21 protein-coding genes are annotated in these 24,677 nt (G+C 35.3%); 2 read left to right on the top strand and 19 right to left on the bottom strand.

The annotated features are described in order from the left end of the window. Positions 1 to 173 precede the first annotated feature (173 nt). A complete protein-coding gene (locus ACIQX2_RS08525) occupies positions 174 to 992 on the top strand; it encodes a GNAT family N-acetyltransferase (protein ID WP_402848587.1) in 819 nt (272 codons plus the stop codon). A gap of 47 nt (positions 993 to 1,039) precedes the next feature. Here ACIQX2_RS08525 and ACIQX2_RS08520 read toward each other — a convergent pair whose 3' ends face one another. The 7 genes from ACIQX2_RS08520 to ACIQX2_RS08490 form a co-directional block, all read right to left on the bottom strand. After that, entirely contained in the window at positions 1,040 to 1,582 is a 543-nt protein-coding gene (locus tag ACIQX2_RS08520) for a GNAT family N-acetyltransferase (protein ID WP_402848583.1), read from the bottom strand. A 74-nt stretch (positions 1,583 to 1,656) separates the two neighbouring features. Then, on the bottom strand, positions 1,657 to 2,685 hold the full coding sequence (locus ACIQX2_RS08515; protein ID WP_402848581.1) for a LacI family DNA-binding transcriptional regulator: 1,029 nt from the start codon (positions 2,683 to 2,685) through the stop codon (positions 1,657 to 1,659). 33 nt (positions 2,686 to 2,718) lie between these two features. Further along, positions 2,719 to 4,383 carry a glycoside hydrolase family 13 protein gene (locus ACIQX2_RS08510; protein WP_402848578.1) on the bottom strand — a complete coding sequence of 555 codons (1,665 nt, stop codon included), beginning with the start codon at positions 4,381 to 4,383 and terminating at the stop codon, positions 2,719 to 2,721. A gap of 68 nt (positions 4,384 to 4,451) precedes the next feature. Then, positions 4,452 to 5,996, bottom strand: coding sequence for an alpha-amylase family glycosyl hydrolase (locus ACIQX2_RS08505; RefSeq protein WP_402848575.1), 1,545 nt, complete (start codon positions 5,994 to 5,996; stop codon positions 4,452 to 4,454). Positions 5,997 to 6,024: 28 nt separating this feature from the next. Next, entirely contained in the window at positions 6,025 to 6,867 is an 843-nt protein-coding gene (locus ACIQX2_RS08500; protein ID WP_402848573.1) for a sugar ABC transporter permease, read from the bottom strand. After that, positions 6,867 to 8,147, bottom strand: coding sequence for a carbohydrate ABC transporter permease (locus ACIQX2_RS08495; protein WP_402848570.1), 1,281 nt, complete (start codon positions 8,145 to 8,147; stop codon positions 6,867 to 6,869). The genes ACIQX2_RS08500 and ACIQX2_RS08495 overlap by 1 nt, the downstream gene beginning before the upstream one ends. 325 nt (positions 8,148 to 8,472) lie before the next feature. After that, positions 8,473 to 9,771, bottom strand: coding sequence for an extracellular solute-binding protein (locus ACIQX2_RS08490; protein ID WP_402848567.1), 1,299 nt, complete (start codon positions 9,769 to 9,771; stop codon positions 8,473 to 8,475). Between the two features lie 342 nt (positions 9,772 to 10,113). Between ACIQX2_RS08490 and ACIQX2_RS08485 the strand changes: the two genes are divergently transcribed. After that, a complete protein-coding gene (locus ACIQX2_RS08485) occupies positions 10,114 to 11,859 on the top strand; it encodes a glycoside hydrolase family 13 protein (RefSeq protein ID WP_402848564.1) in 1,746 nt (581 codons plus the stop codon). Between the two features lie 202 nt (positions 11,860 to 12,061). On the opposite strand, the gene ACIQX2_RS08480 is transcribed toward ACIQX2_RS08485, so the two are convergent. The 12 genes from ACIQX2_RS08480 to ACIQX2_RS08425 all read right to left on the bottom strand — a co-directional run bounded on the left by ACIQX2_RS08480 (position 12,062) and on the right by ACIQX2_RS08425 (position 24,533). Next, complete coding sequence (locus ACIQX2_RS08480; protein ID WP_402848561.1) at positions 12,062 to 12,319, bottom strand: phage holin; 258 nt, start codon at positions 12,317 to 12,319, stop codon at positions 12,062 to 12,064. A 103-nt stretch (positions 12,320 to 12,422) separates the two neighbouring features. Continuing rightward, positions 12,423 to 13,379 (bottom strand): tyrosine-type recombinase/integrase, encoded by a 957-nt coding sequence (locus tag ACIQX2_RS08475; protein WP_402849174.1) that lies wholly within the window; start codon positions 13,377 to 13,379, stop codon positions 12,423 to 12,425. Positions 13,380 to 13,631: 252 nt separating this feature from the next. Continuing rightward, on the bottom strand, positions 13,632 to 15,215 hold the full coding sequence (locus tag ACIQX2_RS08470; protein WP_402848558.1) for an amidohydrolase: 1,584 nt from the start codon (positions 15,213 to 15,215) through the stop codon (positions 13,632 to 13,634). Between the two features lie 31 nt (positions 15,216 to 15,246). Next, positions 15,247 to 16,572, bottom strand: coding sequence for a branched-chain amino acid transport system II carrier protein (gene brnQ, locus ACIQX2_RS08465; RefSeq protein ID WP_402848556.1), 1,326 nt, complete (start codon positions 16,570 to 16,572; stop codon positions 15,247 to 15,249). A gap of 174 nt (positions 16,573 to 16,746) precedes the next feature. After that, positions 16,747 to 17,721, bottom strand: coding sequence for a sigma 54-interacting transcriptional regulator (locus tag ACIQX2_RS08460; RefSeq protein WP_402848553.1), 975 nt, complete (start codon positions 17,719 to 17,721; stop codon positions 16,747 to 16,749). Between the two features lie 45 nt (positions 17,722 to 17,766). Next, positions 17,767 to 18,111 carry a transcriptional regulator gene (locus ACIQX2_RS08455; RefSeq protein ID WP_402848550.1) on the bottom strand — a complete coding sequence of 115 codons (345 nt, stop codon included), beginning with the start codon at positions 18,109 to 18,111 and terminating at the stop codon, positions 17,767 to 17,769. Between the two features lie 322 nt (positions 18,112 to 18,433). Beyond that, positions 18,434 to 19,549, bottom strand: a complete 1,116-nt coding sequence (locus ACIQX2_RS08450) for a GerAB/ArcD/ProY family transporter (protein WP_402848548.1) — start codon at positions 19,547 to 19,549, stop codon at positions 18,434 to 18,436. A 41-nt stretch (positions 19,550 to 19,590) separates the two neighbouring features. Beyond that, positions 19,591 to 19,815, bottom strand: coding sequence for a hypothetical protein (locus tag ACIQX2_RS08445; RefSeq protein WP_402848545.1), 225 nt, complete (start codon positions 19,813 to 19,815; stop codon positions 19,591 to 19,593). Positions 19,816 to 19,821: 6 nt separating this feature from the next. Beyond that, positions 19,822 to 21,009, bottom strand: coding sequence for a Ger(x)C family spore germination protein (locus tag ACIQX2_RS08440; protein WP_402848542.1), 1,188 nt, complete (start codon positions 21,007 to 21,009; stop codon positions 19,822 to 19,824). Positions 21,010 to 21,031: 22 nt separating this feature from the next. Then, the gene (locus tag ACIQX2_RS08435; protein WP_402848540.1) at positions 21,032 to 22,636 is read right to left on the bottom strand and encodes a spore germination protein; all 1,605 of its coding nucleotides are present in this window, start codon (positions 22,634 to 22,636) and stop codon (positions 21,032 to 21,034) included. A gap of 148 nt (positions 22,637 to 22,784) precedes the next feature. Then, positions 22,785 to 23,594 (bottom strand): YitT family protein, encoded by an 810-nt coding sequence (locus ACIQX2_RS08430; protein ID WP_402848538.1) that lies wholly within the window; start codon positions 23,592 to 23,594, stop codon positions 22,785 to 22,787. Positions 23,595 to 23,729: 135 nt separating this feature from the next. Then, a complete protein-coding gene (locus ACIQX2_RS08425) occupies positions 23,730 to 24,533 on the bottom strand; it encodes a DUF4097 family beta strand repeat-containing protein (protein ID WP_402848535.1) in 804 nt (267 codons plus the stop codon). Positions 24,534 to 24,677 lie beyond the last annotated feature (144 nt).

Here is a 24,677-nt window from a genome sequence, read left to right as displayed (position 1 = left end):
GGACTAGTAAAATCGAATAATCCAATGATATCTGTTTCAGTAGACACTTTCCGCGGGCGTTGCTTAAAAGATCGGGCTTTTGCCTGGTTTTTATTTTCAGAAAAAACATATTATTTTAGGTAGATTAGTTATAATATTAATAAAGAACAACATTAATTCATAAAGGAGTTTCTATGTTAACTACTAAACAATTAATAGACATTGAAGCACTACAAAAAGAATGCGAAATGCACGACAATATTCAGCTTAAGTTAAATTGGGATATGTTAAAAACTCGTTCCAACCATAATTATGATTTCCTACTGTATGATCAAGAGGAGTTGATCGCTTTTCTAGGCTTGTATCCCTTTGGCACGACAGTCGAAGTTTGTGGCATGGTAAAACCACGGGAACGTAGAAAACACCATTTCTCCAAGTTATTTGAACAAGCAATAGCTTTTGCAAAATTACAGGGTTTTCATAAAATTTTGTTAAATGCTCCTGCTGGTTCAGAAGAAGGAAAAGCATTTTTGAAAAGTAATAATGCTATTTATAGCCTTTCTGAGTATCAAATGCAGTGGGAACCAAAGGAATTAAAAGAAGTTACAGGCTTCCATTTACGGAAAGCGGAACAAAAGGATCTTCCTTTACGCATACGATTGAATATCGAATCTTTTGGATTAGATGAAAAAAGTGCATTGGAAGTAGAAAACAGAGTAGACACAGAAATGGACAATAGCGTGTATATCATTGATGTACAAGATGATTCTGTAGGAAAAATAAGAGTAAAAGTCGAGAATAACGAAGCTTGGATCTACGGATTTTGCCTACTTCCCCTCAACCGTGGAAAAGGAATAGGTCGAAAAGTACTTCAGCATATTATAAAAAAGTATACTCTTCAAGGCTGCTCGGTTCATTTAGAGGTAGAAACCGAAAATGCACATGCTTTAACATTGTATGAATCAATTGGATTTAATATTGTTCATGCCCAAGATTACTACACCTATAACTAAATAAACACTGGAGCAACTTTAGCTAAGTTGCTCCAGTGTTTTATATTTTACTTTTTCCAATCGCTTGCAAGCATTCCATAAACAACATGATCCACATAATGGTCATAAAGCCATTCTGCCTGTCTTACACAGCCTTCCTCTTTAAAACCTAATCTTTCCGGAATTGCTCTGCTTTTCTTGTTTTCCACAGCTGCACGAATTTCTACACGATTTAACCGTAAATCTACTAATGCATAGTCTACAAAAGCTTCTACTGATTTGGTCATTAACCCTAATCCAACATAATCATTACCTAGCCAGTAACCGATACTAGTCAGTTTGTTATTCCAATCGATTTTATGAAAGCCAATTACTCCTGCAAGGTTCCCATCATACCAAATACCAGCTTGAAAACCGTTATTTTCACTAAATTGCTTCATAGTGGATTGTATAAAAGTCTTTGTATCCTGCGAGGTCCTCGTAAAATCAATAAATGGAAGCCACTCTCTCAACGTATCCTTCGATTGAACAGTTAATGCGAACAAATGTTCAGTGTCCGATAAATCGAGCATTTTTAAAACTGTTTTGTCATTTAACTTGAAAGAAAACATTTATATTCTCCTATTCTAACGGCATTTTGTTTACATAATATTATTATTTGAAACTAATTATATGTATCTTTTTATTAGTTTATCGGAGCTACACCACATGATTGTCTAATCACAAGTTTATGTGGAATAATAATCCGTTTAACTGGCTCACTTTCATTCTTTAATAGTTGTATTAAGCTACTAGCCGCTTGATAACCTAGCTCTTTAATATTTATATCTATAGAAGTGAGTGGTGGTCTTGACATCTCCGCAAACAAAGCATTATTAAAGCTAACGAGAGATACTTCAGTAGGAATATCAATTTGCATTTCCGTCAAAGAATTCACTACACCAACTGCCATCAAATCATCTGTTACAAGTAATGCGGTTGGTGGAATAGTTCTTCTCAGAAGCGCTTTAACTGCTTCCTGTCCACCTTCACGAAGAAAGTCACCGTGAATAATATAATCATCATTCAGATCAATATTAGCTTCCTTCAACGCTTGTTTATAGCCATTTAAGCGATCTAACGTTACCGTCAAACTGGGGCTACCCCCAATAAATCCAATTTTGTTATGCCCGAGTCCAATTATATATTCGGTAGCTTCTTTTGCAGCCATATAATTATCGTTATCGACATGCGTAATCTTATCTACTAGGTCATACGGTTTTCCAATAACAACGAAGGGAAATGTTCTTTTCGTTAAATACTCCATAATTTGATCATCAATCATCGAGTAAAGCAGAATAATGCCATCTACCCTGCCACCCTCTACCATTTGTACGACGCCTTCGTAAGAATCAGTCGTAGTTTTTCCGCTAGTCATTTGAAGAGCGTAGTGGTTGTCGTGCACTCCCTCACTCAGACCCTGTATGACCTCTGAAAAGAATGGATTTTGAAAAAACACGCCAGAAGAGTGAGGTAAAACTAATCCAATCACTTTAGTAGATTGACTTGCTAAACTTCGGGCAATAAAATTTGGATGATATTTTAGTTCATCCATCGCATCCCTTACTCGTTTCTTCGTGGTTTCACTTATACGGGGACTGTTTGCAATCACCCGTGAAACAGTCGAAGGAGCAACATTAGCTAGCTTCGCCACATCTTTTATTGTAATCGCCATTCAAATTTCCTCACTCTCTTGCTCCATAATAATTCACTTATATAAATATACTCTTACTTCATAAGGATTTAACGTAATATTTTCTGATAGCTGCTCCGGTGCATCTCTATAATTATTTAATAGTAGTTCTGTATTACGCTGTGGGAGATATTTTAATGATATTTCCGCATTATGCTGCCTAAAGTTACACAAAATAATCGCAAACTGATCATCGATTTCACGCGTATAAATATACACATCTGGATGGTCTTCCTGTAATACATTATATTCTCCATACACAAAAACGGGGTTTTCTTTTCTAAGGTGAATCATCTTTTTATAGAAATGATAAATAGAATTCTCATCGTTTAGTTGATTAGCCACATTAATGGACTTATAATTTGGATTGACCTTCATCCATGGTTCCCCTTCGGAAAATCCACTATTTACTGAACTATCCCATTGCATAGGAGTTCTAGAATTATCTCGGCCATTGCTCCAAATTACTTGCATAACTTCTTCATGAGGTCGACCTTTTGCTATTTCTAAATCATAAAAATTCTTCATGCCTATATCATCGTAATCGTGAATAGAAGGAAACTGTACATTCGTCATTCCAATTTCCTGACCTTGATAAATAAATGGGGTTCCTTGCATTAGGAAATAACAAGCTGCTAGCATTTTAGCACTATCATTCCAATATTCCTTGTCATTTCCCCAGCTTGAAACACTGCGAGTCTGATCGTGGTTTTCAAGGAATAGAGCATTCCACCCTTTATTATGCAGTCCTTTTTGCCATTTAGTAAGCACATGTTTCAAAGCAATAACATCAACTGAGTTATTTATCGCTTTGTTCCAAAGTCCGAGATGTTCAAACTGAAAAATCATATTGAACTTTCCATTCTCTTCTCCGACCCACTCATCTGCTTCATCAATCCCTACACCATTTGCCTCTCCAACTGTCATAATATCGTATTTAGCAAAAGTTTGTTCCTTCAGCTCTTTTAAATACTCCTGTATGCCTGTTTGGTTCGTATGCATGTCAAAGGAAGAAACGTATTGTTCCCCTTTTGGATTTGGCATATCAGGGAACCCATCACGCTTTTTAATATGACTAATTGCGTCTACACGGAAACCGTCGATACCTTTATCGAGCCACCAATTGACCATTTTGAAAAGCTCATAACGCACATCTGTATTTTCCCAATTCAAGTCAGGCTGCTTCGTTGCAAATAAATGCAAATAATATTGCTCCGTTTGCTCATCTAACTCCCACGCGCTTCCAGAGAAAATACTTTCCCAGTTATTCGGCTCTTGACCAGCCTTCCCATCTTTCCAAATATACCAATCCCTTTTCGGATTTTCTTTAGAAGAACGTGATTCAATAAACCAAGGATGCTCATCGCTTGTATGATTTATAACTAGATCAAGAATCAGTTTCATGCCTCTAGCATGAATTCCTTCTAATAATTCATCAAAATCGTCCATGTTCCCGAACTCGTCTGAGATGCCCTGATAATCACTAATATCATAACCATTATCAGCATTAGGAGATTTATAAAAAGGACTTACCCAAACAACATCAACACCCAAGTCCTTCAAATAATCTAATTTCGTAATAATTCCTCGTAAATCACCGATTCCGTCCCCGTTGCTATCCTTGAAACTTCTTGGATACACTTGATAACTGACAGCTTCTTTCCACCATTTTTCTTTCATGATTGGAGTCTCCCTTTCGTGCTGCTCATTCTTTCGTATGTTTCGACAACCGTTAAATTGGAACACACTTAAATAGATAATTTTTTCGATTTTTTTTGTTTTGACCTTTGGAACCAAATTAACAGGATTACTAATAATAAAATAATACTGCCTATCAAAACAGTTAATGGTAACCGATTATCTACCTGGTTTTTTACTTGCTTATATATTTCGGACTGGCCACTTTCCAGTTGAATCGTATACCCATCTTCATCTAACCTAACTAGTTCCCCAGCTAATAAACCTTGCAATTCATTCACTTTTTCTATCTCTTCTAGCACTACGCTTTGTTCTTCAGAAGTATTGTTAATTGCTACTATTATTGTTTCATCATCATAGGTTCTCTTAAAGACAGTCAATCCTGCGTCATCAACTAGAAGCTCCATTTCTCCTCTAGTAAGCGGTAGTTGTTGCTGCCTTATTGCACCAAGTTGCTTAATATACTCAATCAACTCATCATCTGCCTCAAAATTCATCATACGGCGATTATCTGGATCATTTCCTCCGTCTAATGCGATTTCAGTGCCATAGTAGATGATTGGTATGCCTGGAGCAGTAAACAAATAAGATAAGCCTAGCTTTAACCTTGCTACTGGATCCTGATTGTTTTGAATAGCTAAATTAGTGAACCGTTGCATATCATGATTGTCGATAAATTGCCCAAGCAGTTCCGGACGCTTAAAAAGTTTATTATTTCGATCATTATTTGAAAATAACCAACCCAGTGATTGATTTGATTTTTCAAAAGCAGTTTGTAGAGCATCATTTTGGGAAAAGTCCATAAAGCCATCGATACCAGTATCCTGATAGCTAACGATGACATTGGGGTTATCATGCCAGACCTCGCCTATTAAAAAGAAGGATTTTTTCACTGATTTCACTTCTGCTGAGAATTCGGTCCAAAAATCCTTTGGAACATGTTTAACTGTGTCCAGTCTGTAACCATCGATATCTGTTTCCTGAATCCACCATTTGGCAGCATCTAAAAGATACTTACTAACCGCTGGATTATCCTGGTTTAAGTCGGGTAAATCATATAACCAACCTGTTTCCACTTCTTGTTGGTCATTCCAATTGGAAATGGTCTTGTTTTCATGAAACCAGTCTTTTTTAGAAGGGTCATTTAACCACTCGTGGTTGGGTCCAACATGGTTAACGACAAAATCCAGAATGACTTTTATATCCCTTTTGTGCGCTTCATCTACAAGTGTTTTAAAGTCTTCCATCGAACCAAAATGCTCATTTGTTTTATAAAAATCCTTTATCCAGTAGCCATGGTACCCTTTATCCATATTCTCAAAAATGGGAGTCAACCAAATTGCTGTAAAACCCATTTCTTTCATATAATCTAGCTTTTCGGTAATACCTTTAAAGTCTCCACCATGATACGCAAGTGGATCGTTGATATTAGCATCTTTGTCATTACTCTTATCACCGTTGTTAAATCGGTCCACCATAATCATGTAAATAACCTCATCCTGCAGCTTTCGATCTACACTTGCGAAAAATGTTTGTGGACTAATAGTGGTCAATACGAGTAAAAGGAAAAGGCTTAAAATAATACTCTTTTTCATACTTTATCACTTCTTTTCATTAAGGTATTTAACCTTTCGTACCTCCAGCAGTTAAGCCAGAGATAAAATACTTTTGGAATGAAAGGAAAAGTATTGTAATCGGAATAGCTATCAAAACGGACCCCGCAGCAAAAGTGGTAAATTCATTCCCGAATTGTTTAGAAACTAATTCGTATAGACCGACACCCATTGTGAATTTTTCTTCGCTGCGTAGCATAATACGCGCAAGTATGAAATCACCGAATGGAGCTATAAACGAGAACAGTGCAACTACCGCGATGATTGGCTTAGATAATGGCATAATGATTTGCCAAAAAATTCGCAAATGACCTGCACCGTCCATACGCGCAGATTCATCCAGTTCTTTTGGAATTGTATCCAAATATCCTTTCATCAGCCAAGTATTCATTGGTATTTGTCCACCCACATAAATAAGGATTAGCCCAGCATGCGTATCTAACAAACCTGTTCTATTAGCAAGTACAAAGATCGCAATTAGCGCAGCGAAGTTTGGAATCATTTGAAGGACTAAAAAGGTAAGAAGTCCATTTTTTCTTCCGATAAATCGGTAGCGGGAGAAAGCATAACCAGTAAACGCAACACTTATTACCGCAAATACCATCGTTATTAAACTAATTTTCATCGAATTTAAGTACCATAAAACGTAATTTGATTTTTCGGTATCAAATAGGCCCATATAGTGTTTAAATGTAGGATTTTCCGGAAACATCGTAGAACCTGATAAACTTTGCCCAGGGTTTAATGAAGAACCTATTACCCATAGCAACGGGTAAATAACTATGATCACCGCAATTAGAAGAATAAGATAAGAAACTGACAGTCTGATTATTCTTTCAGTCTTATTAGTCATTACATCATATCCTCCTCTTTGAATGAATTGGTTCGTTTGAATTGCCATAACGCTACCGCTACTACGATAAGTGATAGAAGCATTGTAATTGCTGCAGCTTTTCCATATTGTCCCGACGTCATCGTCAATTGATAAATCCAAGAAATTAAGATATCCGTTCCTCCAGCATTTTGTCCTGGTATCGCGGGACCTCCACCGTTGAACAGGAAGATAACATTGAAATTATTGAAGTTAAATGTATATTGCGTAATGAGAATAGGAGCTGTTGCATATAGCACCATTGGTAGAGTGATACCACGAAATTTCTGGAACAGAGAGGCACCATCAACGTTCGCAGCCTCGTATAATTCCTCAGGAATAGATTGGAGCACTCCAGTTGTCATCGCGAATATAAATGGGAAGCCTAGCCATGATTGTATTAAGATCAGTGCCAATCGAGTCCATACTTCCTCCGTCATCCAAGGAATAGCATCGATGCCTAGCATACTCAGTATTTGCGTATTAACGACACCAAATGATTCATTGAACATACCCGAAAATATAAGAATCGATACAAATGCGGGTACTGCCCACGGTAAGATCAATATAGTACGGAAAAATGCTTTCCCTTTTAAATCTTTTTGATTGATGACAACTGCCAGAAAGACTCCTATTGCAACCTGTAATGTTGTTGCTCCAAAAGTCCAAACAATTGTCCAACCAAGCACACCAAAGAATGTTGATCTCCAAAGATCTAATTTGAATATATCAATATAGTTTTGAATTCCTACCCAATCTACCAGTTTTGCAGGTGGCGAATGATATAAATCATAGTTTGTAAATGATAGAAGGATTACAAAGATAATTGGGAATATAACTACGAAGATTAATAATAAAAATCCAGGGGAAATCAATAGATAAGGAAAACCGTTATCCAACAGATTATGATACTGCTCCCTCACACTATTTAATAGGAATCCTTCATCGCGTTTTTTTCCATTGTTATAAGCATCATAAATATTGAATGCATAAATTCCAAGACCGATGATAGCTACCAACAATGCAATAATGCCATCGATTAATAAGAATATGGAATGATCAAGAATTGGAATTTCTCCAAGTGTGATCAGGCCCCAAAATCCCCAGTTTAGCGTTTGAGAGAAGCTACTAAAAAATGCGATTGTTAATACTAAGAAAATGATTCCTTTTACAAACTGTTTATTATAAAATTGTCCAAAGCCTGGGATGATAGATAATAACCCAGCATTTTTTCTATGTTTGGTTGTGACATTACTATTCATTAAATGTCCCCTCCTTCTTTCCTATGAAAGGAGAATACTCTCATATTTTCTTGCAAAATTACATGAAGTAAACGATGTACATTCTAATATAGAAGCAAAGCCATGCTCCCTAAAAGGAAACATGCCTTTGCCTTGTTAGAGAATAAGAAAGTTTCAGCTTATTACTCGGTGTCTGTCTAGTTCCAGCGCCTAGCCCCTCGAGTCGCTTCGGGATTTTGCGAAGGCTTAGAACGCCTTTACATTAAATCCTTCCAGCGCTTATCGGTGTCCCACGATGTCGCGACCTTAGACTATTTCCGAAGATCATGCGCTTGCGCTTTTCTTATCAATTCGGATGGTTGGTTTCAATATTTGTTTTAATATTTTTCACTGCATCATCCATTGCTGCTTTTGGTTCTGCTTTACCAGTAGCAATTGTTTGAAGTGCAGATGCTGCAGGTCCCCATACTTCAGCCATTTCAGGAATATTAGGCATAGGTACAGCGTATTGAGATTGAAGTGCTACTGCTTTTGCACCTTCATTATCAGCAATAATTGGATCTTCTATCAATGTTGTAACTGGTGGAATTTCTTGCGTTAATTCAAAACGAATTTTTGCATTTTCTTCATTTGTTAACCATTCCACTAATTTAGTTGACCAGTATTTATGTTCTGTAAAAGCTGACACATGCCATCCTTTAACTCCCATAAACGTTTTCATATGCTCGCCATTTGGAAGTGTTGGCATTGCTGCAACACCGATATCGATTCCTGCATCCTTCATACTTTGGAACGCCCAAGGACCGTCCATTACAGAAGCAACTTTTCCTTCATTGAATAGACCATCTTTAGCTGAACCACCGCTTTCCCCAATAATTCCTTTAGGGAATAAACCTTCTGCATACCATTTTTGAATATATTCTGCTCCAGCGATAGCACCTTCATTGTTTAAACCAATATCATCTCTATCAAGCGCTCCATCATTTTCTTGGAAGACGTAACCGCCCATTCCTCCAATAACACCATGGGCGAAGTAGAAGTTATCCCATAATGCTAGGAACCCAAACTTTTTACCATCTGAGAAATCTTTTGAAAACGCATATACATCATCCATTGTCTCAGGTGCTTCAGGCATCAAAGCCTTGTTGTATATAAACACTGGTGTTTCTGTAGCTTTTGGCAAGCCGTAAAGTTTACCATCGTACTTTTGCGCTCCAACAGATGATTCACTGAAAGTTGAAAGCACATCATCACTAACTTCGATTTCTTGAATCAAACCTTCCGTAACAAGTTGACCGATTTGATCATGAGGTAAAGTTATTACATCTGCACCAGTTCCAGATGGGCCATCTAAGCGGAGTTGATCACGCATTTTGTCTGCCATACCTAGTTCTTTGAATTCCACTTTAATACCATATTCTTTTTCGAAAGACTCGATTGCTGGTTTAAGTGCAACCGATTTATCAGTATCTTCCCAAACGATCAGTTTCTCTGGTTTTGCTGGTTCTTCTGTAGTTTCAGATCCAGTGTCTGTGTCTTTTTCACCGTTGTTCGTTGGAGTTACTTCCTCTCTTTTCGGTCCACATGCAACAAGTAAAGCAACCGTAATAATAAGCATAAACAATAAAATTAAAGACTTTTTCATTTTTACCCCTCCTATATTTTTGTTTGAACACTTTAAACCCCTAAGTTGGACAACCGTTTGCACAACAAGTTAAAAGAAAGCGCTATCATAAATACACTAAAAAATATTCTAATCAATCTTCTATTAGGTTCTATAAGATTTGAAGAATATAATAATGCTATAAATCTATGAAAGCGATTGCACAACTTATGATTTTATTATACATTTATTTAAGCAGGAAACAATCTATTTTTTGTAAATTTTTATAATATTTCATTGGTAACTCAAATTCCCCTTGTCATGTGATTTGTTGTTAACAAGTATTTAGTAAAATAAACGCAAATAAATTTTAGGAGATGTGTTATGGAAAAAACAGCTATTTTTCACCGACCGACCGATAATTTTGCTTATTTACTAGACGATCAAACGCTTCAAATACGGATCAAAACAAAGCAAAATGATGTAAATTCAGTTTCATTAATAATGGGTGATCCATATATTTGGAGCAATGGACAATGGCAGTATTCGGAGATTACCATGAATTTGGTTGGTAATGATGGTTTATATGACTATTGGGAAACAGAAGTTTTTGCAGCAACAAATAGATTACGATATGGGTTTAAGTTAAATACATTAGCCGAAGAAGTAATTTACACTGAAAAAGGATTTTATGACAGTATACCAGTAGATAGTGATTATTACTTTTGTTTTCCTTACTTACATGAAAATGAACAGTTCCATGCTCCAAAATGGGTAAAAGATACGGTTTGGTATCAAATATTCCCAGAGCGTTTTGGTAACGGTGATCCTTCTATAAATCCCGATAATGTTAAAGCATGGGGAAGCGAACCTCCAGCAGTAAATAACTTTTTCGGTGGTGATTTCGCAGGTGTTACACAGCACTTAGACCACTTAACAGACATCGGAGTAAATGGGATCTATTTTACTCCAGTTTTTAAAGCATACTCGAACCATAAATACGATACGATTGAATATATGGAATTGGACCCTCAGTTTGGCGATGCAGATGCATTAAAGGAACTAATTGCCCAATGTCATAAACGAGGTATTAAAGTAATGTTGGATGCTGTATTTAATCATAGCGGTTACTACTTCCCTCCTTTTCAAGATGTATTAGTTAATGGAGAAAACTCACCTTATAAGGATTGGTTCCATATCCACAGCTTTCCGATTGTTGGAGGAGAGAAGCCTAATTATGAGACTTTTGGGTTTGTTGAATCTATGCCTAAATTGAATACTTCTAATCCTGAGGTGAAAAAATATCTACTTGATGTAGGTACCTATTGGATTAATAAATTTGATATTGATGGATGGAGACTGGATGTTGCAAATGAGGTAGATCATTCATTCTGGCGTGAGTTTAGAAAAGTCGTGAAAGAAGCAAAGCCGGATGTTTATATCCTTGGGGAAATTTGGCATGATTCCATGCCGTGGCTTAGAGGCGATCAATTTGACGCTGTAATGAATTATCCCTTTAAAACGAACGTATTGAATCTCCTAGCAAAGAATAGCATTAATTCGAAACAATTTGTGGAGAATATGAGTAAGGTATACTACAATTATCCAAAAACTGTGTCTAATTATACGTTTAATCTGGTTGGTAGTCATGATACAGCTAGAATTCTTACTGAATGCGAGGATAATATTAATAAAACGAAGCAAGTATTTACTATTCTACTAACCTTTATGGGCACTCCTTGTATTTATTATGGGGACGAAATTGGTCTCACAGGTGGTCAAGATCCAGGCTGTAGAAAATGCATGGACTGGAACGAAGAAAATCATCAGGTTGAGCTAAAAAGCCATATCCGAACTTTAAATGCACTTAGAAAAAAAGAAAAACTACTAGCTAATGAAGGCTCTGTAACATTCCTGCACCCTACTGATATTAATGGTATATTTGGATATAAAAAATATAACGATAATAAATCTATTTTAGTCTTACTTAATCCAAGTTCTAGTGAACAAAAATTTACACTTGAAAAAAGCAAAAAATATAACTTACTCTATAGTTCAGATACGATAATCGAAGACAATCAAGTTAGCATCGGAGCAGACGGATTTGGAATTATCGAATACACACATTAAATAATTAAAAATATTCTAGACAAGTGAATCACTTGCCTAGAATATTTTTAAAACGAATTTAGTTCACATAATATTATTATTTATACCTAAAAATAGAATAATTATTTTGAATTACGGATGGAATTTCACTGGCAGATACATACAAACAAATTTGTAGTGAAAACATTAAATTTTATACTTCTGTTCCAGCCTCAGAAGTCAACTATTTTAACCCGTTATTTTTCAGATATTGTGTATTTCTTCGCGCTTTGTACCGCACGTCATTGTTCTTCCACCATGCCCAAATGGAAGCAAAAAAAGCAAAACCAAACGTTACCCCAAGTTCTACATCTTCGTTAGAAAACTTAACCGGACTATACCCCTTCATGACAAGAAATTGGTTTAACCACGCAATTAATAGTATGACAGTACGAACAATCATCATTTTTTCAAAAGGTGCTGAAGACTGTTTATTCGTCAAATGAGGTCCCCCTTAAGAAATGTTTATAGGTTATGCACTATCATCCTATGCTTTATAAGTCTGTCCTTATTCAATATCCGTTAGTTTACATAATATAATTATATTAACCTAAAAGATTGAACGGATTGTTTTCAATCACTTTTCGCATTTCTTTATCTTCCACATGTGTATAGATTTGGGTAGTAGATACACTGGCATGACCCAAAATATGCTGTAGACTTCTAATATCTGCACCGCTTTTATACATAATAGTTGCAGATGTGTGTCTTAGCTTGTGCGGTGTAAGTTTTTCTTTGTTTAAGCCGGAGTCTTGGTTGATTTTTTTGATGATTTTTGCAACTGTTTGACGAGTTAGTCTAGTTCCTTTTTGGGACAGGAACAACGCTTCATTTGTCGTTGCTCCTTGTATGTATTGGCGTTCCTTTTCCATATATTTATAAAGTGACACGGTACAAGCTTTGTTTAGGAAAACAGTACGTTCTTTATCACCTTTACCTATAACATGCAATAGGTTGTCCTGGACAGAAGTAATATTTAAGCTGCATAGCTCCGAAACTCGAAGACCTAAATTTAAAAAGAACATAATCATACTATAATTGCGAAAGTAATGTTTGCTTTTTTCTATTCCTGCTATAAATATTTCTGCCTCTTGTTGATCCATATATATTGGCTTTTTCTTACCGATTTTCGGCGTCTCCAATCCTTCTGCTGGATTTTCGTCCAACATTCTTCTTTTCCCTTTCAAATATTTAAAAAAGGATTTAAGAGTTGCTGCCTTCCTTGCGCGCGTAGCAGCACTATTATTACGCTCCGTCTCACAGTATTCCAAAAATAAATACATATCTTCCAAAGTAACTTCCTTTATAAAATCAATCGTTATATCTTTAATAAAGATTTCGTCGATTTTAGCTATGTCTAATTCATTTTCTACTGCTATTAGAAATCTTAAAAATAATGTGATGTCATATTCATACTCTTTTCGTGTTCGTAAAGATTTCCCTTTAATAGTCGTTAAATAGACTAAAAAATCTTTTACTATTTTCGGTAAATCTCTTTGCATTATTTCCACCCTTTCTCCTCCCATTTTATCACAAAATAAGGTTCCCAAATATGTATTTGGGAACCTTATTTAATTATTAGTTGGAAAGTTGATTTTCATCGCTTTTTTATGTTAATTTTTAGGATGCTTCAAAATGGCATTGAGACGCTTTTAACTTTAATTTTGTGTGTGATTATACGTTAGGAGGCTCTAAATGATTAATTTAATAAAGAAAAAGCCAAGAGTTTATAAAACTCTTGGCTTTTTCAATTATTATTTTTTATATACTAGAACTCCCTTAACATACGTCTCTTCTACATTTACTTGATCAATTTCTTCAGCAGAAATTTCCAAAATATCTTTATTGAGTACGATAAAATTAGCTTCAAACTCTTTTTTTAGTTGTCCCGTGTATGGAATACGAGTTATTTGTTGGGCTCCACGGGTGTACAATTCAATAGCCGTTTCAATATCAATCTTTTCTGCTTCTCCTGTATCAGTGCCATCATAAGCAACTCTTGTTACTGCTGATTTCATACCTATAAAAGGATTTACAGGATCTGCCCATGCAGTAGCAGGGGCGTCGGAAGAAAATGCAACAGGTATACCTGCTTGTAGCATCTTTTTAACTGGATAGGTTGTTTTTGTACGCTCTACTCCCAAATTCGATAAGTAACTTTCAATTTCTGCGTATATAAAGATAGGTTGAGGAACAAAAGCAATTCCCATTTCAGCAGCACGTTCTATTGCTTTTTCAGTAGGCATCGCAGCATGTTCAATTCGTATCGACGGACCGTCCTGAATCCAACTTTCCATTCCATAAAACGTATCGACGATTAAGTCTATCGCTTGTTCTCCCATTGCATGCACCACTATTTGTACACCATGCCGTCTAGCGTATTCCGCAGCTTCTAATAGTTCTTCTTTAGAAATAGTTGATATGCCGTAGTTATTCTCTTCCCCAAGGAAAGCTGGATCGACCCATGCTGTCCTTCCTGATACACTTCCATCTGAAAACAGTTTCACTCCACCAATATGAATAGGATTTTGGCGATTCGTATTTTCCGCATTTAAAATAGGATTTATTTTTAAATCATGCCACATATAATACAGTACAACATCTTGCATTAAACCTTTTTCTCTTGCTAATATATAAATACCCATAAAATCCAGTGGCTTGTGGCTTGCCATTAAATCTGTTATCGCTGTTATACCATGAGCGTATAATGAGTCTGTCAGCTCAGCAAGTCGGTCGGCACTTTCTTCCATGGAAAGTTGCGGCATTTTATCTAACACTAATAATCTAGCACTCTCTCGCAATACACCAGTTGGTTCACCAAGCTCATCACGATCAATTTTCCCACCAGCAGGATCGGGTGTACTTTTTGTAATTCCAGCGATGGAAAGAGCTTTACTATTCACAGAAATGATATGTCCACATGTACGAGTAACAACAATTGGCTTTTCAATAGAAACTTCATCTAAATCTTTGCGATTCGGGGAGCGCCCCTCATTCAGCTTGCCTTCGTCATAGCCCCACCCTTCTATCCACTCTGCATCAGTTAATGTAGATAGTTCACGAATCATGTCTTTGATGGAATATACTACTGGAGGAGTACATGCAACTTGTTTGGAAAAATTCGCAAGTAATAGAGGATGCATATGTGCATCAATAATTCCCGGTAGAACTCGTCTACCTTGTAAATCAATTATTTCTCCTTGAAAATCTTTTATTTCTTCTTGGTAACCAATCCACTCAAATTTTCCATTATAAACAATCATTGCATTCGCATATTTTTTTTCTTTATTTGATGTGAAAATTTTGGCATTTCTAAACATAATTCTTGTCAATTCCATGAGGTAAGTCTCCTTTGTAATTTAAATTACATTATTTAGCTTCTTCAGAATAAATAGCTTTCGATGTGTCATTCCCTTGACCACCTATAAATTTATAAAGAATACTACCAACTATAAATCCGAAAAATGCTGGTATTAACCAACTAAAACCATTTCCACTCAAAGGTAGTTTTGCAATGATTCCAGTCAAAACCGGGAATGATAAGCCTAATGATCCAACTGTTTCTATCAAACTAACGATGAATGTAAACAAAATGGCTCCTTGGTACGAACCTGGATTTGGAATAAATCTGCGGAAAGTTCCTAAAATAACTAAAACAATTGCCACAGGATATAACGCCGTGAAGATTGGCATTGCATAAGTGACAATAGCTCCAACTCCAGCAGAACCGATTACTATACCAACGATACATACGACAGCAACCCATATTCGATAGTTTAATTTGTTATTCGTTAAATCGTTCAAAAAATCTGCGATTACAGCAATTACACCAATAGCTGAAGTTAAACACGCTAAAGCAATCGCAACAGCTAAAGCTATGGAACCAAAATCACCAAGTGAAATTTCTATTAACCTAGATACTAAAGTAGTATCTTCAATCCCTACTGGAAATAGCCCACTACCCGAAGCTCCTATGAATAATAATCCTCCGTATACAACAAGTAATCCTATTCCAGCTATGATCGTTCCTGTTAATGCCATCGAACGAGCTTGCTTTCCTTTATAACCGAAAGCTGCAATGGCAGCTATAAAGATAGGCGCACAAAATATACCAGTTATAACATCTCCTGTTTGATAGGCACTAATGAAAGCGTTTGAAAAAGGATTTTTCATTTCCGTTACAACTGGTATACCAATTGGATCAAAAATCCCTTTTCCAACGATGAACAATAGAATAATTACTAATAAAGGTGTTAGTATTTTACCAATTTTGTCAATAACATTTGATTTATCCATTGCGAAGTAAAAACTAATTGCAAAAAAGATAATAATTGTAACTAATGAGGGTACTTTTGGAAATAGCTGGTGAACCCCTAACTCATGTGTTGTTGCTGACATACGTGGAATCGTAACAAGCATCCCAATACCAACCATTAATAACAAGTTAAAAACTTTATAGAACCATGGGCTAATTGGGCGGGTTAAGTCTTCAAACTTCCCTCCCACATTTAAAATAGCAATTATTGCTAACAGTGGTAGAGCAATACCAGTAATAGAAAAACCTATTAATGCAGGTACCCATTCAGATCCCGATACATTTCCGATGGAAGGTGGAAATATTAAGTTACCTGCTCCAAAAAATATGGCAAATAATGCAAACCCCACTATTAAGCTATGTTGAATCGATTTATTCATTCCGTTCCCCTCTTTCCTACCTCATTCTAATTGAAAACCCTTACAAAATTAATGTCTTTTTAAGCATCTAGATGTTGAAAATGTACTAATTTTCTAATAGTTTCTTTTATCTTAATTAATAATTACAAATAAAAAAAGGAGGTAAATTTTTCACCCCCTTCAGTAAAAATATTTTTACCTCAATTCGTATTTTCCCATTTTATATTTTAAAAGTTGTTTGGAGATACCTAACTTTCTAGCTGTTTCTGCAAGTTTTTTACCAGTATTATTTAGTTCTATCATAATTAAACTTTTTTCATATTCCTCCACTTTATCCTTTAAATTAAAGTTGTTTTCGGATAAAGTAATTTTCTCCAATACATTTGAGTAGTTTCTTATTTTCGCTGGTATATCATTTAGGTTAATCTCATTTGTGTTTGCATTATTATACGCAGTTTCTATTGCATTTTTAAGTTCTCTCACATTACCTGGCCAATTATATTGTTGAAAAACTATTAACACTTGGTCATTCAATTTTTCTATTTTTATTTGCATATGACGATTATAAAATTCGATAAAATAACGAATAAGTGGAGTAATATCCTCTTTCCTTTCAGATAATCGTGGTAAATCTAATTGAAAAACACTTAATCTGTAATACAAGTCTTCACGTAATATTCTTTCTCTCACTAATTTATCTGGACTTTCATTGGTAGCAGCTAAAACTCGAATATTCAAGTGTATGTCCTGTTTTCCTCCTACCCGACGGATGAGTTTATCTTCAATTACTTTTAATAATTTAGCTTGAAGCTTGATGTCTAATGCACTAATTTCATCTAGAAAGATTGTACCTCCGTTAGCTTGCTCTAACATTCCAAGGATGTCGGGTGAAGCAGTTAAATTGTCTTTCTCTGTTCCGAACAGGAAATGCTCCAAGAAATTGGAGGGAATATCTCCACAATTTACAGATACAAATGGTTGAGTATAACGCTTACTTAGATTGTGAATAGACTGCGCAACAATTTCTTTTCCGGTTCCTGTTTCCCCATTTATTAAAATAGTCGAATCGGTATTAGAAACTTTGTGTATCTTATTCTTTATTTCTTCCATCACACTACTTTGTGAAATTAAATCGTCGATAGTAAAAATGGTGTTATTTTTGCGATACATTTTATGGCTAGCAAATTGATCGAGTAATTGAATATTTTCTTTTGGTTAGTAGTGTTTTGAAAATTCAATAGCCCCTACAATTGAAGTTCCATTATGGATGGGAAAGGTGGAACTCATAGATGTGTAAGTAAAACCATTATTAGACGTTAGTTCTTGTTTGGAATTCCATAAAGGTTCACCGGTTTTTAATACGGTCATTAATGTACTTTCTTCGATTGGTAAGTTTTTGTAAAAAGAAGTTACACTTTTTCTTAAAAATTCTTCCGGTTTAAGCCCAATTTGCTTCAAAATATGTAAATCAGCTAAATCGTAGAAAATTGTAGTACCATTTTCATCAACAACTAACACATTATCATACTCAGATAAATGATTAAGTTCTTTGAAATTCATGTATTCATCAATCCTTTCTTTTTTAAGTACCAAGTAGTCTATTGAAATAATGATGTAAATTCACAAGCAATAGCACTTTCCGCTACCCGTTTCTCGAAGCATCCTCATAATATAAAATCTAGCGAAATTTCGCCATATCTATTAGGATACTTCAGATAAGAATCGAAAGCTATCACCCATTACGTGGCCACGAAGTTTACATTCTAGTAGCAGTGCTCAATTACTTGGTTATGCATGGACGAACTTGAAATATTGAAATAAGCACAAAATATACCCTCCCATAATTAAAATGGGAAGGGTATTTTAAACAATTAGTATCAAGTTATGAAGAATTAGAATCTTTTTTGAATTGTTTTTTCCGTAAAGTATATACGATAACCATTAATAGAGGTAAGAGAAGTCCAATCATCAAAGAAAAGTATTTACTTATAGTATCATCAAAAATATGTTGCTCTATAACATTTGGAAAAACCACGAGCGATAGAACAATGACAATCATCCCTAACGGATACGTTAAAGGACGATAATCTTTTAAGTTTAAAATTTGTGCTAGCCCTAAAACTGATGCATAAAAATATAGAACCATCTTATAATAGAGACAAATAATCCAAAGTGCAGCCATTAGTGCCTCCACTCGGTTCACAAAGTTTCCAATGTTTATCATTTTGGCCAGACTATATGTAGGATACTCCTGTCTTGTAATCAAATCTGCTCCTAATACGAAAATACACAAAAATGTGATGATAATAATGATTAGTCCTCCTATTAAATTTCCGATAAAAAAAGACTTCTTAGCAGATTTCGGTTGGTTAATAGAGGCAGGGAAAATCATTAATAAACTAACAGCATTGACTGTAGAGACAATCATGATAGTTAAAGATGATTCAGCTATACTTTTAATATCTGCTACAAATACAGGTTCAATGTTTTCAAACTTGATCTGTGGTGCAAGAAAAACGACTAAAATAATAAAGAGTAGGAAGAAAACACCGGTTAAGATTTCTGCAGAACGAGCTATGGTCTCTAGTCCAAGGCGAACTGCCATTACCAATATAATCGCCATCAATATATTAGTGGCTGCCATTGGTGTATTAGGCATCACATGTGTGGTAAGAAATGAACCAGAATAATACAAAAGAATAGCACTATATAAAAGAGTCATGAATAAAAATAAGAGTGAAAAGGCTTTACCTATCCATTTTCCAAAAAGCGTCTCATTCATCTGTACAAAGGTGAGATTAGGAAACCAAAGACCTATTTTCGTGAATAGCCATACAACTAATAGTCCAATCACCGTACCTAGTATAGCGGCAATCCAAGCATCTTGCTTCGCAACTTTAGCTAAAGCTGATGGTACCATTAAGATGCTAGTACCAACGGTAAAAAAGATGACTAAAACTAGAAATTGGTACGAATTTATTTTAACGTTTTGCATCATATTATATTATCTCCACCTAACTTTTCGTTCATACAATTCACCTATCGAGTTATTGCATCATGTACTGGCTTAAAAATGAAAGTTAGAAGATCAACTGGATTCGGTATAGATTTTCCAAAACTATGTGCAACACCTAGCCCTACTCCTATAGCAAGAAGAAATGAAAACACAAACAACTCTTTTTTATACTTTTTTTCCAAAAGAGATGGAACTTCCAAAAATACGATGACTGCAGCAACTAGAAGAATTCCCATGCTTTTCAACATTATCAGTTAGTCCTTTCTACTTTCTAATACAGAATTGTTTACGGTGCCGGTTTTCAGAATTTTCACGTCGACTTTAATATTCACAGGCATTTCAGAAAAATGCTGATCCCATTGATTTTTCAATGTTTTCCATTCATTTGGATTTGATCGGTGAATAGCATTACCAAATCCAAAAATGTCTGATTCATACTTTTCTTGTACGCTGGTAATAGAATGGTTAATTGAATCCTCGACTGCTTTTTCGTAGATTTTTTCTAGAGTTTTAATCGATTCAGCTTTACTCATATCAATTGAACATTCTATCTCACCTACATTAGCCGTTATCTGAGTTTTGATATCCACTTCCGGACTTCCACTTTTAACTTTACCTTTCACTTTTGTTTTGAAACTTAGAACATCTAAACTAGCTCTTCCACCATCAGGACAAGAAATAGTTCCTACTGTGTTTTTTACGTGATTTGTAATGCCACTATAGCCTCTACTTTCATCTTCAGTTAACCAACCAACTAGTTTATCGCCTTTAAACACAGCTAAATCATCAACCTTAATCTTAGCACTTGGCGTAACTGTCGCCACATTCTCTATGCTTGATCCTAATTCCTTCTTTCCGGTCACTAAAATTCCAGTTAACACAGCTTCTTTTCCATTGCTTAGTAGATCTACAATTAGCTTATCCAATGTAACCCCTACGGTAGCTGCCCAGTTTTCTTCTGACACTTTAAGTGTGTTAAACATTTTATTTGCTGGTATCGTTTCTAGCGGAGTTAGAACGTTTAAAATTTCTTCCGCTGTAGAGTCTTTAGTTATAGCAACGTAGAAATCCGACCGAAACTCCCAATCCCTAGATATTATATCCATGGCATCTCCAATTCCTTCTTTGGCTAATGCTTCACTAATTACAAGCATCCGGAGATGTCCTGGATATATTTTTCTAGGAGAGCTCTTTGTCATTTTTCGAATGGCTTCATACATTGTTTCTCCTTTTCCTTGGATGAGAGAAACTGGAGCCGCCCCTTTACCACCTTTCATGGAGACTTCTGAGGGTACAACGACTTGAGCAGAAACCACGTATTCGTCATCTGATTTATCAAGACCAATAGCCAGTGTTATGGCTAACTCGTTTAATTCCCTCCGATTCCAACAACCCGTTAGAAATATGCAAAGAATTAGTAAAATAAAGATGCCTCGCTTCATTCAGTAACCCCCTTACTATCCTTCATTGTTCTTTTTCAGGCTCTGGCTTTGCAGAAGTTGGATTTTGCTGTCTATCTATATTCTCTTGACTGATTAAATTAGGACGAGTAGACATTTTCCATATTGGTAAACGAATAAGTGTATCTTTTTGATCGGATATATTAAACGGTGCTAGTGGGTACATATATGGAATCCCAAACGAACGCAAACTGCATAAATGCAAAATTAATGCAATTAAACCAACTGTAATTCCAAATAAACCAAATGATGCAGCCAGTCCCATAAAAACAAAGCGTAATATTCTGACAGACATCGCCATGTCATAAGTAGGTGAAACAAAACTAGCAATAGCTGTTATGGAAACAACAATTACCATCGCAGCTGAAATCATACCTGCTTCCACTGCTGCCGTACCAATAACAAATGCCCCTACAATCGACATAGCTGAACCGATGGCTCTTGGCATTCTTAAACCAGCTTCTCGCAAAATTTCAAAGGTGACTTCCATTATGAGCGCTTCGATAAATGCAGGGAATGGTACACCCTCTCGTTGAGCGGCCAGGTTAATAACAAGTGAAGTTGGTATCATTTCTTGATGAAAAGTAGTAGCCGCTATAAATAAAGCAGGAGCAAGTAAAGAAATCCCAAATGAAATAAATCGAAGGATTCGAACAAGGCTAGTAAGACCAGCACGTTGATAATAATCTTCTGATGATTGAAAGAATTCAACAAATAAGGCAGGAACGGTTAATACAAACGGTGTACCATCGATTAAAATAGCAACTCTGCCTTCTAATATCGCTGAAGCTACTACATCAGGACGTTCCGAATTATATACCGTTGGAAAAGTTGACATTTGTGCATCCTGAATCAATTCCTCAATATTTCCACTTTCAAGTATTCCGTCAATGTCTATTCGATTTAGTCGCAAATGCACTTCTTCTACTACTTTTTCATTTGCAACGCCTTTAATGTACATTACAGCAATATTCGTTTTCGTTCGTTTTCCAATTATTTTGCTTTCTAACCAAAGCTGAGGATCTTTAATTTTTCTTCGTATCAAGGAGGTATTAATTCGTACATTTTCTGAGAATGCTTCCCTTGGACCTCTAATTACTGTTTGGGTCGTACTTTCTGTAACTCCACGTTCAGCCCAATGCTTATTACCTATGGTAAGTCCTTCTGAATATCCATCGATCAAAAAAATTACATCTCCAGATAGAAGAGAAAGAAACAAATCATCAAACTTGGAAACATCTTTTATTTCTCCTACGGTCATGGCAAAATCTTTTATCATGTTAATAAGTTTAGGATTAGGAATAAGCTTGTTTTCTAAATCTGTATCTTTAATATCTAGCATTAGCGACTCCAAAATAAAGTCGTGTATATTAGGTGCATAGCTTAAACCGTCTGTATATATTAGTCCTGCTTTAAGGACTCCTTCTTTACCAATTCGAATCTCTCGAATTATAATATCAGTACTTTCACCTACCGTATCCTTTACGGTTTTTATATTATCCTGAAGGCTTGTTTTTAATGTTTGTTTTTCATTGGACTCCTTAGTTTGACTCGTTGAAGGAGTAGTGGATTTTAACTGGTTATTTTTTTTCTCACTAAAAAATCCCATTGTATCCCTCTTTTTTTTTGTAATAATTTTTTTGAGTACCCAAGAAGTTTGTCCAAATACATGCAAAAATATCCCTTTTCTCCCGAATAAAAAAGACGATACTCCTAGTGAAAGGAACATCGACTTTTGTGATATTAATAGTTACTTTTTAATTTTTGGCGAATTGACCAACGACTTCTACTGTTTCAAAAATATTAATAAAAGCTTTTTCATCATGCTTGTGAATAATCTGTTTTACTTGCATCATTTCGTAACGAGTAACGACCATGATTAAAATGTTCTTTTTTTCTAGTGTGTAGCCACCAAAGCCTTCTGTGACTGTCACGCCACGATAAATGCTTGCTAATAATTCCTGTCTTATTGGTTCAGCCGCAGTCGTAATTATTTGCATCGTTAGTTTTTCATGATTGGTATAAATAGTATCAATCGCTTTACCTGTCAAATATATCGATAATAATGTATATAGTGCTATTTCCCAGTTAAAAATGGCTCCTGAAATTAACACAATCACACTATTCATCCCTGTTAGAAGCAATCCAACACTAAAATTACTTGAACGAGATATAATAATAGCTATTATATCCATCCCTCCAGAGGTACCAGAGTATCTCATAATAAGACCTATTCCTAGACCACCGATAGCTCCTCCAAATATGGCTGAGAGCAATGTATTATTGGAAATAGCCTCTGCTGGAATAGTATAGAGAAATATGGATAACGATAAAACACATACGAGCGTATTAAGTGTAATTTCTTTACCGAGCTTGTAATATCCTAATATTAATAGAGGTACATTCATGACAAAGTTAAGTATACCTGTATCAAAAGGAGTTATAATTCCCAACAAAATAGCTATACCACTAATTCCACTGCTTAAAATTTCATGAGGCACTAAGAATGCATTAAACGCAAAAGCAATTATAAAGGAGCCAACAATTACAATTAAATATTTTAACAAATGACTGCTCCTTCCTCAAAAAAAACCTCGCCCATTAAGGACGAGGTTTTCTTACTAGAATTTTCTCTTCACAAATGATATAAGAAACAATGTAACAAAGATTAACGAACTCGTCAATATTTTGCTGAAATTTCTTTATTCATTCCCTTTTTTGATCGAAATTATTCCATTGTCCGTTTTTAAGTTAATTTTATTCTTCCCATTTCCAAAGATGGTCTCTTCATTAGCAGAACCAAAAATATTAATTCTTCCATTGTCTATATTCGCTTGAATTGTTGCGTCCTTTGGTTCAGATGTCGTCCGAATATTAATAAGTCCATTATCTGTTTTTAAAGAGATGGTTCGATCTAGGTTATCCGTTACCATAGAAATTTGACCATTATCCGATTTCGCTTCTATATCTCCAGTTACATTGTGAAAATCAATTTTGCCATTATCCGTTTTTACATTGACCTTCTTAGTTTCCAAATCTTCTAATACAATTTTTCCATTATTTGACTCAATATCAACGTTATTAAATTGAAGATCTTCTGCGATAATTTGACCATTATCTGTTTTTGTTCTTAACTCGTCGTATTTTTCATCTGGAACAGATAAGATAATTTTGTTACCTGTTGCATTGATTCCAATATTAAACCCATTAAAGAGTGTCTTCTTTCTCAGTTCTACATATAAAGTATCGCCTTTTACATAAGCCTCTAGTTTTCTACCAGAGCTCTTTTTACTTATAAATTCAACTTTCCCATGAGAACTGGCTGTTGGAACAACTTTAATAGTAGTATTATCTCCAGTTATGTTTATCCTGGTGAACTCTTCATCCACTAACTCAATTTTTTGTGAATTTTTGATAAATCCACCAGCAATACTCATCCCTATGTTTATAACTGCTCCCAAAATTATTACAATAATTGCGATAATGCCAATCTTTTTTATACTCACTACTGTAGCCTCCCATTTTTTTACCTTATACATATCATTATAAAGAAATGATTACCGTTTCCTATGGTCCAGAGATGGGAAGTTCTCTAAGTCTCAAGATGTATATCGTTAACGATAAACCTATTCTAATACATTAACTTGTTG

The organism is Psychrobacillus sp. NPDC096623, from assembly GCF_044762655.1.
Taxonomy (GTDB): Bacteria; Bacillota; Bacilli; order Bacillales_A; family Planococcaceae; genus Psychrobacillus.
The sequence above is the reverse complement of the archived record's forward strand: the minus strand, read 5'-3'. Positions and strand labels throughout refer to the sequence as shown.